A 12,319-nucleotide genomic window follows, 5' to 3' on the forward strand; every position below is an offset into this window, starting at 1 on the left:
GAGTCCTCAGGAGCCGGTGGCGGGGGCCGGCGCGATGGCCAGCGGCACCGGGGGCTCGGCCCTGCCGTCGGGACGGCTCAGGCGCCAGGCGTTGGCGACCACGAGGACCGAACTGGCGGCCATCCCCAGACCGGCCAGCCAGGGAGGCATCCAGCCGAGCGCCGCCATCGGGATGCCAACGGCGTTGTAGGCCGCCGCCCAGGCGAGGTTCTGGCGGATGATGCGCACGGTGCGCCGCGCCATCGACCAGGCGGCCACGATGTCGGCCAGGCGTCCGCTCATCAGCGTGAGGTCGGCCTGGGCTCTCGCCAGGGCCGCCCCCTGCCCCATCGCCAGGGAGACATCGGCCTGGGCCAGCACCGGGCCGTCGTTCACGCCATCGCCCACCATGGCCAGCTTGTGGCCTTGGGCCTGGGCCTGGCGCACCAGTGCGAGTTTGTCCTCCGGCCGGGCCCCACCATGCCAGCGGTCCATGCCCAGTGCGTGGGCCAAGGCCTGCGCCGCCTCGGGCCGGTCGCCCGAGAGCAGGACGGTTTCCAGGCCCTGCGCGCGCAGGGCGGCGATCGTGGCGTGGGCATCGGGCCGCAGGCGTTCGCTCAGCTCGAAGCGGGCCACGAGCGTCCCGTCAACGCTCAGCCAGGCTTCGGGCCCCGCGCCGGCGCGGCCGGGTGCAGCGGGCGAGGCCGGGTCTGCCGCGCGCGCATGGCTGAGCGAGCCCAGGCGCCAGGCCCGGCCCTGCGCATCATGCCCCTCCAGCCCGCAACCGGCCCGCTCGCGAACGTCGCGCAGGCTGGCAGCGCGGCCGTCGGGCCCGGCGGCCTCGACCAAGGCCCGCGACACCGGGTGCAGCGAGGCCTGGGCCAGGGCCGCCGCATGGGCCAGGGCCTGTTCGCGCGACCAGCGCCCGTCGAGCACGTCGCAGCGGTCCAGTTCGAGACGGTCCTCGGTGAGGGTGCCCGTCTTGTCAAAGACGAAGACCCGGGCCTCGGCCAGCGCCTCCAGGGCCTGGAGCCGCTGCAACAGCACCCCGCGGCGTGCCAGTGCGCCGGCGGCGCTGAGCAGCGCCGACGGCGTGGCCAGCGACAACGCGCACGGACAGGTGACGATGAGCACGGCCACGGCCACCCAGACGCTGCGGCCGGGGTCGATGAAGGCCCAGGCGAGCGCACACAGGGCGGCCGCTGCCAGCACCGCCCACAGGAAGGGCCCGGCGATGCGATCGACGGCCTGCACGAAGGCCGGGCGCTCGGTGGCGGCGCGCTGCATCAACTCGACGATGCGGGCATAGCGGGTGTCGCGCCCCACCCGTTCGACGCGCACCCACACCGGGGCCGAGAGGTTGAAGCTGCCGGCCACGACCGCTTGCCCCGGCCCACGCTCCTGCGCGGCGGATTCTCCGGTCAGCAGGGCCTCGTCCACCCAGGCCGTGCCGGCCTCGATGTGACCGTCGGCCGGGAAGGCCTGGCCGGCACGCACCCGCACCCGGTCTCCGGCTTGCAGGCGCGACACTGGCAGTGTTTCCAGGCGGCCATCGGCCGACTCGCGCTCCACGGTCTCGGGCAGGCGCTGCATCAAGGCCTCCAGGGCCCCGGCCGTGGCGCTGTGGGAGCGCAGCACCAGGTAGCGCCCGCCCAGCAGGAAGAAGACGAACATCGTGAGCGAGTCGAAGTAGACCTCCTCGCCGAACAGGCCGCCGGGGTCGAAGGTTGCGCCGGTGCTGGCGATGAAGGTGACGACGATGCCCAGGGCCACCGGCACGTCCATGCCGATGCGCCGTGCACGCAGGTCGCGCCAGGCACCTTGCAGGAAGGGCCCGGCAGAAAACAGCAGGACCGGGATGCTCAGCAGCCAGCTCGCCCATTGCAGCAACTGCCAGATGTCGCCGCTCATGTCCTGGCTGCCGCTGGGTGCCACCCCATAAGTGGGCACCGCATACATCATCACCTGCATCATGCAAAAGCCGGCGACGAAGAGCCGCCACAGCGCCAGTCGCTCCTCGCGGCGGCGGTCGGCCTCGGCCTGCACCGACATGGCGGGGTAGGCGCGGTAGCCGGCATCGGCGACCGCCCGGGCGATCATGGAGGCTTGTACGCGGTCGGGGTCCCACAGGACGCTCGCACGGCGCGAGGCGGGGTTGACCTCGGCGTCGATCACGCCGGGCAGGCGCAGCAGAGCCTGCTCGACCTGGACCGAGCAGGCCGCACAGTCCATGCCCTCGATGATCAGCGCCGAGCGCCGGCGGCCCGGCCCGCCGGCCTGATCGGGCACGGCTTGGGTGAAGCGCGCCTGCTCCAGCGGATCGTCCCAGGCCACCGCTTCCTGGTCGGGAAGGACACACGCGGCAGGAGGCGGGTGGGCGGGGTCGTCGGCGCTGGACATCTCGGCTGGATCCATGACCCGCAGGTCGACATCGGCTGCAGGCACGACGACAATCTAGGGTCTTTCCACCGTGCGCATCATGATCCAGATCAAGTTGCCTGCCTTGCAAGCCCACCCAGTCCCGGCCTGGCGGCGTTTCGCTGCGGGCCTCGTCGGCCTGGCCCTGGCCGCGACGGCCTGGGCCCAGGAGGCCGGCCAGAAGTTGCCCAGCGTGCCGCTGCGCGCGGGCTTCCATGCGATCTCGGCCGAAGTCGCGCGCACGCCCGAGCAGCGCGCGATTGGCTTGATGCACCGCAAGGAGATGGCCCCCCACGAGGGCATGCTCTTCGTCTTCGAGACCCCAGCGGTGCAGTGCTTCTGGATGAAGAACACGCTGATCCCGCTGTCGATCGCCTTCCTGGCCGACGACGGGCGCATCGTCAACATCGCCGACATGCAGCCGCAAACGCTCGACTCGCACTGCTCCGACGAGCCGGTGCGGCTGGCACTGGAGATGAACCAGGGCTGGTTCGCCCGGCGCGGCATCAAGCCGGGCATGCGCATCCAGGGCGGGCCGATCGCACCACCGGCGCGCTGAACGTCAGCGCTTTCCTAGCCGCGGCTGGCAAGGGGCAGCCAAACGCGAAAGCGTGTGCCCTCGAATTCGGGGCGGCTGTGCAGTTCGATGCGGCCGCCCATGGCGTGCACCACGTCCCTGACGATCGCCAACCCCAGACCGGCGCCTTCCGAACCTCGCGTGTCGGAGCGCTCGGCCCGCCAGAAGGGCTCGAAGACGAGCTCGCGCTGATCGGCCGGGATGCCGGGGCCGTCGTCGAACACCTCGATGCCGACCCCGCCGGGCTCAGCCTGCACGGCCAGGCGCACGTGCACGCCGCCATGGCGCAGCGCGTTGTCCAGCAGGTTGGAGACCACCTCGCCCAGCCACACGGGGTGAGCCCGGGCTCGACAGGCCTGGGCCGGCACCTGCAGGTCGAACACGCGCCCCTCGCGGCTGGCCCGCAGCGCCAGAGGTTCGGCCGCCTCGCGCACCGCCGCCACGACGTCCACGGACTCCAGGGCCGCCGGACCGTCGCGCAAGGCCGACTCCGAACGGGCAAGGTTGAGCAGCTGCGAGACGAGCCGCCCCATGCGCTCGCTGCTGGCCACGAGTTCACGCAGCAGCCCGGGCGCCGCCTCGCCGCCGCTGCGCCATTCGTGCTGCAGCGCCTGGGCCAGAACGCGCACCCCGGCCACAGGGGTGCGCAACTGGTGGGCCGCATCGGCCACGAAGCGGCGCTGCTGCCGGACCGCACGATCGACGTTGGCCAGCAGCACGTTGATGCGCTCGATCAGCGGCACGGCCTCGGCCGGCACGCCCTGCAGCGGCAGGGGTTGCAGGTCGCGCGGGTCACGCGCCTCCACGGCCGCGGCCACGCGCCGCAGCGGGGCCACCCCGCGGCGGATGCCCCAGTGCAGCAGCCCGAAGGTCAGCAGGCCCAGCGCCACGGTGGGCAGCAGCACGGCCAGTTGGATCTCGCGTTCGAGCTCCCGCCGACGCCGGCGCGTCTCGACGACGACGATGGACACCACCTGGTCGAGCATGGGCGAGCGGATCGAGTAGATCGCGCCGCGCACGGGTTCGCCGAGATAGCTGGCATCGAAAAGCTGGGGGGCTGTGAAGCTGGCATCGATGTTCTCGGGCATGGGCAGGTTGCTCGAACCGGCCAGGATCTGACCCATCTCGTCGATCACCATGTAGGCATTGCGGTCGGCACTGTCGCGTGCCAGCAGTTGCTGGGCCTGCACGCTCAGTTCGAGCAAGGGGCCGCGGTCGGTCCAGTAGACCTGGGTGGCGATCGCGCCGGCCTCGTCCTGAAGGGTCTGGTCGTAGGCGGTGTCGCCGGCAAACTGCGCGAGCCGGTAGGCCCCCCAGGCAGCGATCAGGGCCACCAACAGCCACCCCCACATCAGCGGCCGCAGCAACTGGGCACGCAGGCTGCGGTTGGGCTTGACCGGGGCTGTCGGCTCGCGCCCCAGGCTGGGCGGGTCGGGAATGCCCACGGTCTCAGGCCGGCGGCGCCTCGGGCGCGGCCGCTTCGATCTCCATCAGGTAGCCGAAGCCGCGCACGGTGCGGATCACCACGCCCAGGTCGGCAAAGCGCTTGCGCAGGCGGTGGATGTAGACCTCGACCGAGTTCTCGCTGAAATCGGTCTCCCAGCTCGACAGCGTGGAGACGATGTGCTCCTTGGGCACCACGCGGCCGGCACGGGCCATCAGCAGCTCGGTGAGGGCCTGCTCGCGCGGGCTCAGGTGCACACGCTGGCCGCGGTAGCGCAACTCGCGATGGCGCACGTCCAGCTCGAGCTCGCCCAGCACGAGGCGGTCGTCGATGCGGCCCGCGGCCCGGCGCTGCAGCGCGCGGATGCGAGCGACCAGCTCGGGCACGTCGAAGGGTTTGACGAGGTAGTCGTCGGCTCCGCCATCCAGGCCCTGGAGGCGATCGGACAGCTCATCACGGGCGCTGAGGATGAGCACGGGCAGGTGCGCCCCGCGGCCGCGCCAGGTGCGCAGCACCTCCATGCCGTCACGACGGGGCAGGCCCAGGTCCAGCACGGCCAGGTCGTACTGGTCGATCAGGCCCTCGGCAGAGGCGGCCGCGCCGTCGCCCAGGGTGTCCACATGCCAGCCCTCGCGCTGCAGCGCGCGGGCCACTCCCAGCGACAGGGCCGGGTCGTCTTCGACCAGCAGGATTCTCATCGTCGTGCAAAGGGCAGGAAACGCAGGGCTCGAGCCCCGTATTGTGCGCCGTCAAGCGAAAGAGCCGGCCCGCGGCCGGCTCTTCCAGGCAGCAGGCAACGGCCTCAGGCGAAGTTGGCTTCGGCGAAGTCCCAGTTGGCCAGCGAGCTCAGGAAGGTCTCGACGAACTTCGGGCGCAGGTTGCGGTAGTCGATGTAGTAGGCGTGTTCCCACACGTCGATCGTGAGCAGGGCCTTGTCGGCGGTGGTCAGCGGGGTGCCGGCATTGCTGGTGTTGACGATGTCGACGCTGCCGTCGGGCTTCTTGACCAGCCAGGTCCAGCCCGAGCCGAAGTTGCCCACGGCCGCCTTGGTGAAGGCGTCCTTGAACGCGGCAAAGCTGCCCCACTTGGCGTTGATCGCCTCGGCCAGCTTGCCCTTGGGTTCGCCACCACCACCCGGCTTCATGCTGTGCCAGAAGAAGGTGTGGTTCCAGATCTGGGCCGCGTTGTTGAACACGCCCCCACTGGACTTGCGGATGATGTCCTCCAGCGACATCGACTCGAACTCGGTGCCCTTGATCAGGTTGTTCAGGTTCACCACGTAGGCGTTGTGATGCTTGCCGTGGTGGAACTCCAGCGTCTCCTTGCTGATGTGGGGAGCCAGGGCGTCGATCGCATACGGGAGCGCGGGCAGGGTGTGTTCCATCGTGTCGTCCTTTCGGTTTGTGGGAGATGTTGTCGGGGGACTGGGTTCAAGGATTGTAGGCACTGCAGGGTCTGCCCGCTGCCGCCCTCGGGTGCAACCGCACGAGGCGCGGGGTCAGGGCTGGCGCTCGCGCACCTGCGAGACCAGCCGGCCGTCGGCGAGCACCGCATGCACCATGTCGCCCACCTGGACCTGCTGCACCGACACCAGCGCCCTGCCCCGCGGATCGGTGAGATAGGCATAGCCTCGCTGCAGCACGCGCTGCGGATCGAGGGCCACCAGCCGGGCCTGCAGCGCGGCCAGCCGCTGCACGGCCGCCTGGCAGCGCACGTCCACGGCACGCGCCAGACGACGCGCCAGCGGGCCTTGGCGCTCGCGCGCCAGGCGCAGGTGCTGACCGGGCGCTGCGGCCAGACGCTGGCCAAGCACGTCCAGTTGCGAGCGCCGGCGCGCCAGCACCTGGCCGGGGCGGGCCAGGCGCAAGGTGGCTTGGTCCAGGCGCTGGGCGAGCGCCTCCAGCCGCCGGCCCAGCCCCGAGCGCAAACGGTGTGCCAGGCCCGCCAGTTGGGCGAGGCATTCGTCGCGCGAGGGCGCCACCAGCTCGGCCGCGGCGGTGGGTGTGGGCGCCCGCAGGTCCGCCGCGAAGTCGGCGATGCACACATCGGTCTCGTGCCCCACGGCGCTGACCACCGGGATGGGGCTGGCCGCGATCGCACGCGCCAGGCCTTCGTCGTTGAAGGCCCACAAGTCCTCCAGTGACCCGCCGCCACGGCCGACGATGAGCACGTCCACCTCGCGGCGGCGCGACGCCAGCGCCAGCGCCTGCACCAGCTCGCGCGCCGCGGCCTCGCCCTGCACGGCGGCCGGATAGACGATGACCTCGACATGGGGGGCCCGGCGCCGCAGGGCCGTGAGCATGTCGTGCAGCGCCGCAGCGCCCAGCGAGGTCACCAGCCCCACGCGCGAGACGAAACGAGGCAGCGGTCGCTTGCGCGCCGCATCGAACAGACCCTCGGCCTCCAGGCGGGCCTTCAGGCGCAGGAACTGCTCGTACAGCGCGCCCTGCCCGGCCGGGCGCATGCTCTCGGCCACGAGCTGCAGGTCGCCCCGGGCGTCGTAGACGGCCAGCCGGCCACGGATCTCCACCCACTGCCCTTCCCGTGGCTGGAAATCGAGCATCGCGGCTGCGCGACGGAACATCGCCCCGCGGATCAGGGCCGGCTCGGGCGAGTCGTCGTCCTTGAGGGCGAAATAGCAATGCCCACTGGGCGCGCGCGTGAAGCTGGACAGTTCGCCTTGCACCGTGACCGCGCCGAAGCGGGCCTGCAGATGGTCGGCGATGGCCCGCAGCAGGGCCGCCACCCGCCAGGGGCCGCGCGGGCCCAGGCCACTTGGGGAGTCGAGGAAGGACATGCGCTGGATTCCCAAGCTCGATGCGGGGTTAAAACTCCACAGCCGCGCCAGACAAGGCTTTGCGAGGCGTTGTCGCTGTCATCGCCTTGTCATGTCGTCGCAACTCGTTGATTTGATGATGTTTTTCAGTGCTCACGGATGCAGCAATCTGTCGGAAGCCTCGTCGCTGGGCCACTTTGCGGGGGCTCGCCCCAGGTTTCCCACAAAGTTATCCACAAGATTCGTGGATGACCGGCCGGTCGAACCACGGGGGACGTCGCGGATGTGCAGCACCTCACGGCCGATCGGGTCGCCGTCCCGGCGCTTGGGGTCATAATCGCCCCCGTTGTGCCCCCAGGACCCTCACCCCGCGAGGAGGATGCTCGTTGTTTTCGATCATACAAGCCGCCGGCTGGCCGATCTGGCCGCTCATCGCGTGTTCCATCGTGGCCCTGGCCTTGATCATCGAACGTTTCTCCAGCCTGCGCGCCTCGCGCATCGCCCCGCCCAAGCTGCTGGACGAGGTCCTGTCGGTCACCCGGGCCAGCCTGCCCTCGCCCGAGGTGGTGAACAAGCTGGCCGCCAGTTCACTGCTGGGGCAGGTGCTGGCCGCCGGGCTGCGCAGCGTCATCGCCGAGCCGCGCATCAGCGAATCCAACCTGCGCATCGCCTTCGAGACCGCCGGCCGGGCCGCCGCCCACACGATGGAGCGCTACCTGAACACATTGGGCACCATCGCCGCGGCGGCGCCGTTGCTGGGCCTGCTCGGCACGGTGATCGGCATGATCGAGATCTTCGCCTCGCAAGGCGGCGCCACCGGTGGCAACCCGCAGCAGCTCGCCCACGGCATCTCGATCGCGCTGTACAACACGGCCTTCGCGCTGATCATCGCGATCCCCTCGCTGATGTTCTACCGTTACTTCCGCGGCAAGGTCGATGAATACGTGCTGGACTTCGAGCAGGCCGCCGAACGCATGGTGCCCCACCTGATGCGCTTCACCGTCCAGCGTTGAGACCGCAAAGGCCGCCTGTGAAGAAGATGAACTTTCACCACCGCCGCATGGAAGAGCCGGAGATCGCGCTCATTCCGTTCATCGACGTGCTGTTGGTGATCCTCATCTTCCTGATGCTCACGACCACCTACTCCAAGTTCGCCGAACTGCAGGTGAACCTGCCGGTGGCCGACGCGCAGCCCCCGCGCGACCACCCCCGGGAGGTGATCGTCTCGGTCTCGGCCGATGGCCAGTACGCCGTCAACCGGCGCGTCGTGGACGGCCGTGCGGTGGATCTGCTGGCCGCCGAGCTGCGTGCCGCGGCCGGCGGCACCGAGGCCGTGGTGGTGATCTCGGCCGATGCCAACGCCGCCCACCAGAGCGTGGTCAACGTGATGGACGCCTCGCGGCGGGCGGGTTTGAACCAGCTGACCTTCGCGACCCGGCTGAGCGAGCCCGCGCGGGGCCGCTGAAGACCGTCAGCCCCGCGCGCGCGCCCATGCCCGTGTCTGTCAGGGTCTCGACACGCCTGCAGGCGGCATGGACCCGGCGCAGCGCGCTGGCTTGCCTGCTGTGGCCGCTGTCGTGCCTGTACCGGGCGCTGGCCACACTGCATGGCCGCGCCCACGCCTGGGGCTTGCGGCGCACCGAACGCCTGCCCTGCCCCGTGATCGTCGTGGGCAACGTGGTGGCCGGCGGTGCAGGCAAGACCCCGACGGTGATCGCCACGGTGCGCGCGCTGCAGGCCGCCGGCGAGCACCCGGGCATCGTGTCGCGGGGCTACGGGCGGACCGGCCGGGGGCTGTGCGAGGTCACCCCGGACAGCCCCGCGACGCAGGTGGGCGACGAACCTCTGCTGATGCGGCTGCGCACCGGCGCACCGGTGGTGGTGGGCCGCGACCGCGTGGCCGCCTGCCGCTTGCTGCTGGCCCGTCATCCCGACCTCACCGTGATCGTCTGCGACGACGGCCTGCAGCACCCCCGCCTGGCACGCGACATCGAGGTGCTGGTGTTCGATGAGCGCGGCATCGGCAACGGCTGGTGGCTGCCGGCCGGGCCGCTGCGCGACGATGCCGGCCGCCGCGCCGATCTGGTGCTCTACAACGCCCCGGCCCCATCCACGACGCGCCCGGGCTGGCTGGCACGGCGGGCCCTGGGCCCGGCGATCCCGCTGGCCGCCTGGTGGTCGGGCGCCCGCGCGGGACGGCCCCTGCCCGCGCTGGCCGGCGCTCGGGTGCTGGCCGTGGCCGGCATCGCCCATCCGCAGCGCTATTTCGGCATGCTGCGCGCCGCCGGACTGCAGGTGGAGACACTCGCGCTGGCCGACCACCATGTCTACACCGAGGCGCCCTGGGCGGACCATCCGGCCGAGGTGGTGCTGTTGACCGAGAAGGATGCCGTCAAGCTGCCCCCCGGCTCGGCGCTGGCCGACGACCCCCGGCTGCATGTGGTCGCGCTAGACTTCGAGCCCGATCCGCACTATCACTTGGCCTTGCAACGCCGGCTGCAGGGCGTTCGCGCCGCACAGGCGGCGCAGGAAGACCGCCGATGGACACCCGATTGATGGAACTGCTGGTGTGCCCTTTGTGCAAGGGGCCGCTGGAACACGACCGCCAGGCGCATGAACTGATCTGCAAGGCCGACCGCCTGGCCTACCCGATCCGTGACGGCATCCCGGTGATGCTCGAGGGCGAAGCGCGCACGCTCGATGGCCCTGTCACGACGCCAGCCGAGGTCGACACCCCGTGAGCTTCACTGTCCTCATCCCCGCGCGGCTGGCCTCCACCCGCCTGCCCCGCAAGCCCCTGGCCGAGATCGCCGGAATGCCGATGGTGGTGCGCGTGGCACGCCAGGCGCAGGCCAGCGAGGCCCACCAGGTCGTGGTGGCGGCCGATCATCCCGACATCGTGCGCGCCTGCGAGGCCCATGGCGTGCAGGCCCTGCTGACGCGCAGCGACCACCCCACTGGCAGCGACCGCCTGGCCGAGGCCTGCGAACGGCTGGGCCTGGACGGCCACGACGTGGTCGTGAACGTGCAGGGCGACGAACCGCTGATCGACCCGGCCCTGATCGATGCGACGGCGGCAGCGCTGCTGATGCGCGAGGACTGCGTGATGAGCACCGCCGCCCACGAGATCAGCTCACCGGCCGAGTTCACGAACCCCAACGTGGTCAAGCTGGTGTGCGATGCCGACGGGCGTGCGCTGTACTTCTCGCGCGCGCCCCTGCCCTGGTGGCGCGACGGCTACGCCCAGGGCATCCACACGCTGAGCCGTCCGGCGCCCTTGCGCCACATCGGCATCTATGGCTATCACGCGGGCTACCTGCGGCGCTTCCCCCTGCTGCCGCCCAGCCCGCTGGAGCAGATCGAATCGCTGGAGCAGCTGCGCGTGCTGTGGCACGGCGAGCGCATTGCGGTGCACGTGAGCGAGACGCTGCCCGGCCCGGGCGTGGACACCCCCGAGGACCTGGAGCGCGTGCGGGCGCTGCTGGGCGGCTGAACACCCTGGGCCATCACGGGGAAACCCCTGTCGGGCGCGTCAGTTTCGCGCAGGGGACCCCGTGATATCCTCGCCCGCAACTGGTGCCGGGCGTCTCGCGCCCGGTACGGCATTTTCCAAAGGATCCCCATGCGATTGATACTCTTGGGCGCACCGGGCGCAGGCAAAGGCACGCAAGCCGCATTCATCTGCCAGAAGTTCGGCATTCCGCAGATCTCCACCGGCGACATGCTGCGTGCGGCCGTCAAGGCCGGCACGCCCCTGGGCCTGGAAGCCAAGAAGGTCATGGACGCCGGAGGCCTGGTGAGCGACGACATCATCATCGGCCTGGTCAAGGAACGCATCGCCCAGCCCGACTGCGCCAACGGCTTCCTCTTCGACGGCTTTCCCCGCACCATTCCGCAGGCCGATGCGATGAAGGCCGCCGGCGTCAAGCTCGACTACGTGCTCGAGATCGACGTGCCCGACGAGGCCATCATCGAACGCATGAGCGGACGGCGCGTGCACGCGCCCTCGGGCCGCACCTACCACGTCAAGTACAACCCACCCAAGGTGCCGGGCAAGGACGACGTGACCGGCGAGGACCTGATTCAGCGTGACGACGACAAGGAAGACACCGTGCGCAAGCGCTTGCAGGTCTACCAGAGCCAGACCCGTCCGCTGGTCGACTACTACTCGCAGTGGGCCGCCACCGGCGACCCGCAGGCCCCGAAGTACCGGCGCATCGAGGGCCTGGGGTCGGTCGAGGACATCACCGCGCGAGCCCTCGCGGCCCTGGCCTGAACCGGCCTCAGGCGTCAGGGATCACCGCCGTCACTTCGATCTCGACCTTGGCACGGTCCTCGACGAGGGCCGACACCTCGATGGCGGTCATCGCGGCGTTGTAGCTGCCGATGAGTTCCTTGTAGGCCTGGCCGATCTCGCGCTGCTGCGCGAGGTACTCGCGCTTGTCGGTCACGTACCAAGTCATGCGCACGATGTGCTCGGGCCTGGCGCCCGCCTCGGCCAGCACCGCGACGATGTTGGCCAGAGCCTGTCGCACCTGGCCGGCCAGGTCGTCGGTGTGGAAGCGGCCCTCGGCGTCCCAGCCGATCATGCCGGCGACGAACACCATCTGGCCGCGCACGGCCACACCGTTGGCATAGCCCTTCGGGCGCGGCCAGCCCGGGGGTTGCAGGATCTTCATGTCCGATCTCCGTGTTGTCGGGGCGCAAAGCCCATCAGCGCGCGTCGCATGTCCTCGGGAATGGGCATGGCGCGATGGGTGTCGAGCGATGTGGTGACCAGCACCTGGCGGGCCGTGACGCGGGCTTCGTCGCCGCGGCGCACGCCCAGGCGCAGACCGATCGAGGCTCCGCCCACGCGCTCGAGCGACAGCCCCAGCGTCACGACCTCGCCCATGCGGCTGGGGGCGGTGAAGTCGCAGGCCAGGCTGACCGTGGGCAATCCCGTGCGACGCTCGCCCAGGATCTCGGCATAGGGCAGGCCCAGGGCCTCGGTGAACCAGTCCTCGACCAGTTGGTTGAACATGACCAGGTATTGGGGGAAGAACACCAGTCCGGCCGGGTCGCAGTGCGAGAAGCGGATGGGCTGCTCGCGCTCGAAGGCATGGCGCTGCGCGATCGCTGGCAT

At 70.7% G+C, this 12,319-nt stretch carries 14 protein-coding genes; 7 read left to right on the forward strand and 7 right to left on the reverse strand.

From position 1 onward, the window contains the following. Positions 1–6: 6 nt before the first annotated feature. Positions 7–2,394: a heavy metal translocating P-type ATPase gene (locus AC1ECW_RS14130; protein ID WP_481202109.1), complete on the reverse strand. Its 2,388-nt coding sequence runs from the start codon at positions 2,392–2,394 to the stop codon at positions 7–9. A 64-nt stretch (positions 2,395–2,458) separates the two neighbouring features. Here AC1ECW_RS14130 and AC1ECW_RS14135 point away from each other — a divergent pair, with 64 nt between their 5' ends. Then, the gene (locus tag AC1ECW_RS14135; RefSeq protein WP_409709558.1) at positions 2,459–2,956 is read left to right on the forward strand and encodes a DUF192 domain-containing protein; all 498 of its coding nucleotides are present in this window, start codon (positions 2,459–2,461) and stop codon (positions 2,954–2,956) included. Positions 2,957–2,970: 14 nt separating this feature from the next. On the opposite strand, the gene AC1ECW_RS14140 is transcribed toward AC1ECW_RS14135, so the two are convergent. From AC1ECW_RS14140 to xseA, 4 genes are all read right to left on the reverse strand, one after another. After that, the gene (locus tag AC1ECW_RS14140; RefSeq protein WP_409709546.1) at positions 2,971–4,419 is read right to left on the reverse strand and encodes a sensor histidine kinase; all 1,449 of its coding nucleotides are present in this window, start codon (positions 4,417–4,419) and stop codon (positions 2,971–2,973) included. A gap of 4 nt (positions 4,420–4,423) precedes the next feature. Continuing rightward, on the reverse strand, positions 4,424–5,116 hold the full coding sequence (locus AC1ECW_RS14145; RefSeq protein ID WP_409709549.1) for a response regulator: 693 nt from the start codon (positions 5,114–5,116) through the stop codon (positions 4,424–4,426). 104 nt (positions 5,117–5,220) lie between these two features. After that, positions 5,221–5,802 (reverse strand): superoxide dismutase, encoded by a 582-nt coding sequence (locus AC1ECW_RS14150; RefSeq protein WP_409709552.1) that lies wholly within the window; start codon positions 5,800–5,802, stop codon positions 5,221–5,223. A gap of 114 nt (positions 5,803–5,916) precedes the next feature. Then, on the reverse strand, positions 5,917–7,215 hold the full coding sequence (gene xseA, locus AC1ECW_RS14155) for an exodeoxyribonuclease VII large subunit (RefSeq protein ID WP_481202084.1): 1,299 nt from the start codon (positions 7,213–7,215) through the stop codon (positions 5,917–5,919). 365 nt (positions 7,216–7,580) lie between these two features. Here xseA and AC1ECW_RS14160 point away from each other — a divergent pair, with 365 nt between their 5' ends. The 6 genes from AC1ECW_RS14160 to adk all read left to right on the forward strand — a co-directional run bounded on the left by AC1ECW_RS14160 (position 7,581) and on the right by adk (position 11,470). Next, positions 7,581–8,207: a MotA/TolQ/ExbB proton channel family protein gene (locus tag AC1ECW_RS14160; RefSeq protein ID WP_409710589.1), complete on the forward strand. Its 627-nt coding sequence runs from the start codon at positions 7,581–7,583 to the stop codon at positions 8,205–8,207. Between the two features lie 26 nt (positions 8,208–8,233). Beyond that, a complete protein-coding gene (locus AC1ECW_RS14165; RefSeq protein ID WP_481202085.1) occupies positions 8,234–8,659 on the forward strand; it encodes an ExbD/TolR family protein in 426 nt (141 codons plus the stop codon). A 26-nt stretch (positions 8,660–8,685) separates the two neighbouring features. Next, entirely contained in the window at positions 8,686–9,750 is a 1,065-nt protein-coding gene (lpxK, locus tag AC1ECW_RS14170) for a tetraacyldisaccharide 4'-kinase (RefSeq protein ID WP_481202086.1), read from the forward strand. Next, positions 9,735–9,935: a Trm112 family protein gene (locus AC1ECW_RS14175; RefSeq protein ID WP_481202087.1), complete on the forward strand. Its 201-nt coding sequence runs from the start codon at positions 9,735–9,737 to the stop codon at positions 9,933–9,935. The genes lpxK and AC1ECW_RS14175 overlap by 16 nt, the downstream gene beginning before the upstream one ends. Continuing rightward, positions 9,932–10,687, forward strand: coding sequence for a 3-deoxy-manno-octulosonate cytidylyltransferase (gene kdsB / locus AC1ECW_RS14180; RefSeq protein ID WP_409706886.1), 756 nt, complete (start codon positions 9,932–9,934; stop codon positions 10,685–10,687). Before AC1ECW_RS14175 ends, kdsB begins: the two co-directional genes overlap by 4 nt. Positions 10,688–10,816: 129 nt before the next feature. Further along, positions 10,817–11,470, forward strand: coding sequence for an adenylate kinase (gene adk, locus AC1ECW_RS14185; protein WP_409706883.1), 654 nt, complete (start codon positions 10,817–10,819; stop codon positions 11,468–11,470). Between the two features lie 7 nt (positions 11,471–11,477). On the opposite strand, the gene AC1ECW_RS14190 is transcribed toward adk, so the two are convergent. Further along, complete coding sequence (locus AC1ECW_RS14190) at positions 11,478–11,873, reverse strand: RidA family protein (RefSeq protein ID WP_409706880.1); 396 nt, start codon at positions 11,871–11,873, stop codon at positions 11,478–11,480. Beyond that, positions 11,870–12,319 carry an acyl-CoA thioesterase gene (locus AC1ECW_RS14195; RefSeq protein ID WP_409706878.1) on the reverse strand — a complete coding sequence of 150 codons (450 nt, stop codon included), beginning with the start codon at positions 12,317–12,319 and terminating at the stop codon, positions 11,870–11,872. Before AC1ECW_RS14195 ends, AC1ECW_RS14190 begins: the two co-directional genes overlap by 4 nt.

Source organism: Caldimonas hydrothermalis (assembly GCF_056746695.1).

What these genes read in the sequence shown, in the direction of transcription:
- xseA (WP_481202084.1), bottom strand. Translation starts at nt 7,215, where the DNA reads ATGTCCTTCCTCGACTCCCCAAGTGGCCTGGGCCCGCGCGGCCCCTGG.
- AC1ECW_RS14130 (WP_481202109.1), bottom strand. Translation starts at nt 2,394, where the DNA reads ATGGATCCAGCCGAGATGTCCAGCGCCGACGACCCCGCCCACCCGCCT.
- AC1ECW_RS14165 (WP_481202085.1), top strand. Translation starts at nt 8,234, where the DNA reads ATGAACTTTCACCACCGCCGCATGGAAGAGCCGGAGATCGCGCTCATT.
- adk (WP_409706883.1), top strand. Translation starts at nt 10,817, where the DNA reads ATGCGATTGATACTCTTGGGCGCACCGGGCGCAGGCAAAGGCACGCAA.
- AC1ECW_RS14135 (WP_409709558.1), top strand. Translation starts at nt 2,459, where the DNA reads ATGATCCAGATCAAGTTGCCTGCCTTGCAAGCCCACCCAGTCCCGGCC.
- AC1ECW_RS14145 (WP_409709549.1), bottom strand. Translation starts at nt 5,116, where the DNA reads ATGAGAATCCTGCTGGTCGAAGACGACCCGGCCCTGTCGCTGGGAGTG.
- AC1ECW_RS14175 (WP_481202087.1), top strand. Translation starts at nt 9,735, where the DNA reads ATGGACACCCGATTGATGGAACTGCTGGTGTGCCCTTTGTGCAAGGGG.
- AC1ECW_RS14190 (WP_409706880.1), bottom strand. Translation starts at nt 11,873, where the DNA reads ATGAAGATCCTGCAACCCCCGGGCTGGCCGCGCCCGAAGGGCTATGCC.
- AC1ECW_RS14195 (WP_409706878.1), bottom strand. Translation starts at nt 12,319, where the DNA reads ATGCCAGCGATCGCGCAGCGCCATGCCTTCGAGCGCGAGCAGCCCATC.
- AC1ECW_RS14150 (WP_409709552.1), bottom strand. Translation starts at nt 5,802, where the DNA reads ATGGAACACACCCTGCCCGCGCTCCCGTATGCGATCGACGCCCTGGCT.
- lpxK (WP_481202086.1), top strand. Translation starts at nt 8,686, where the DNA reads ATGCCCGTGTCTGTCAGGGTCTCGACACGCCTGCAGGCGGCATGGACC.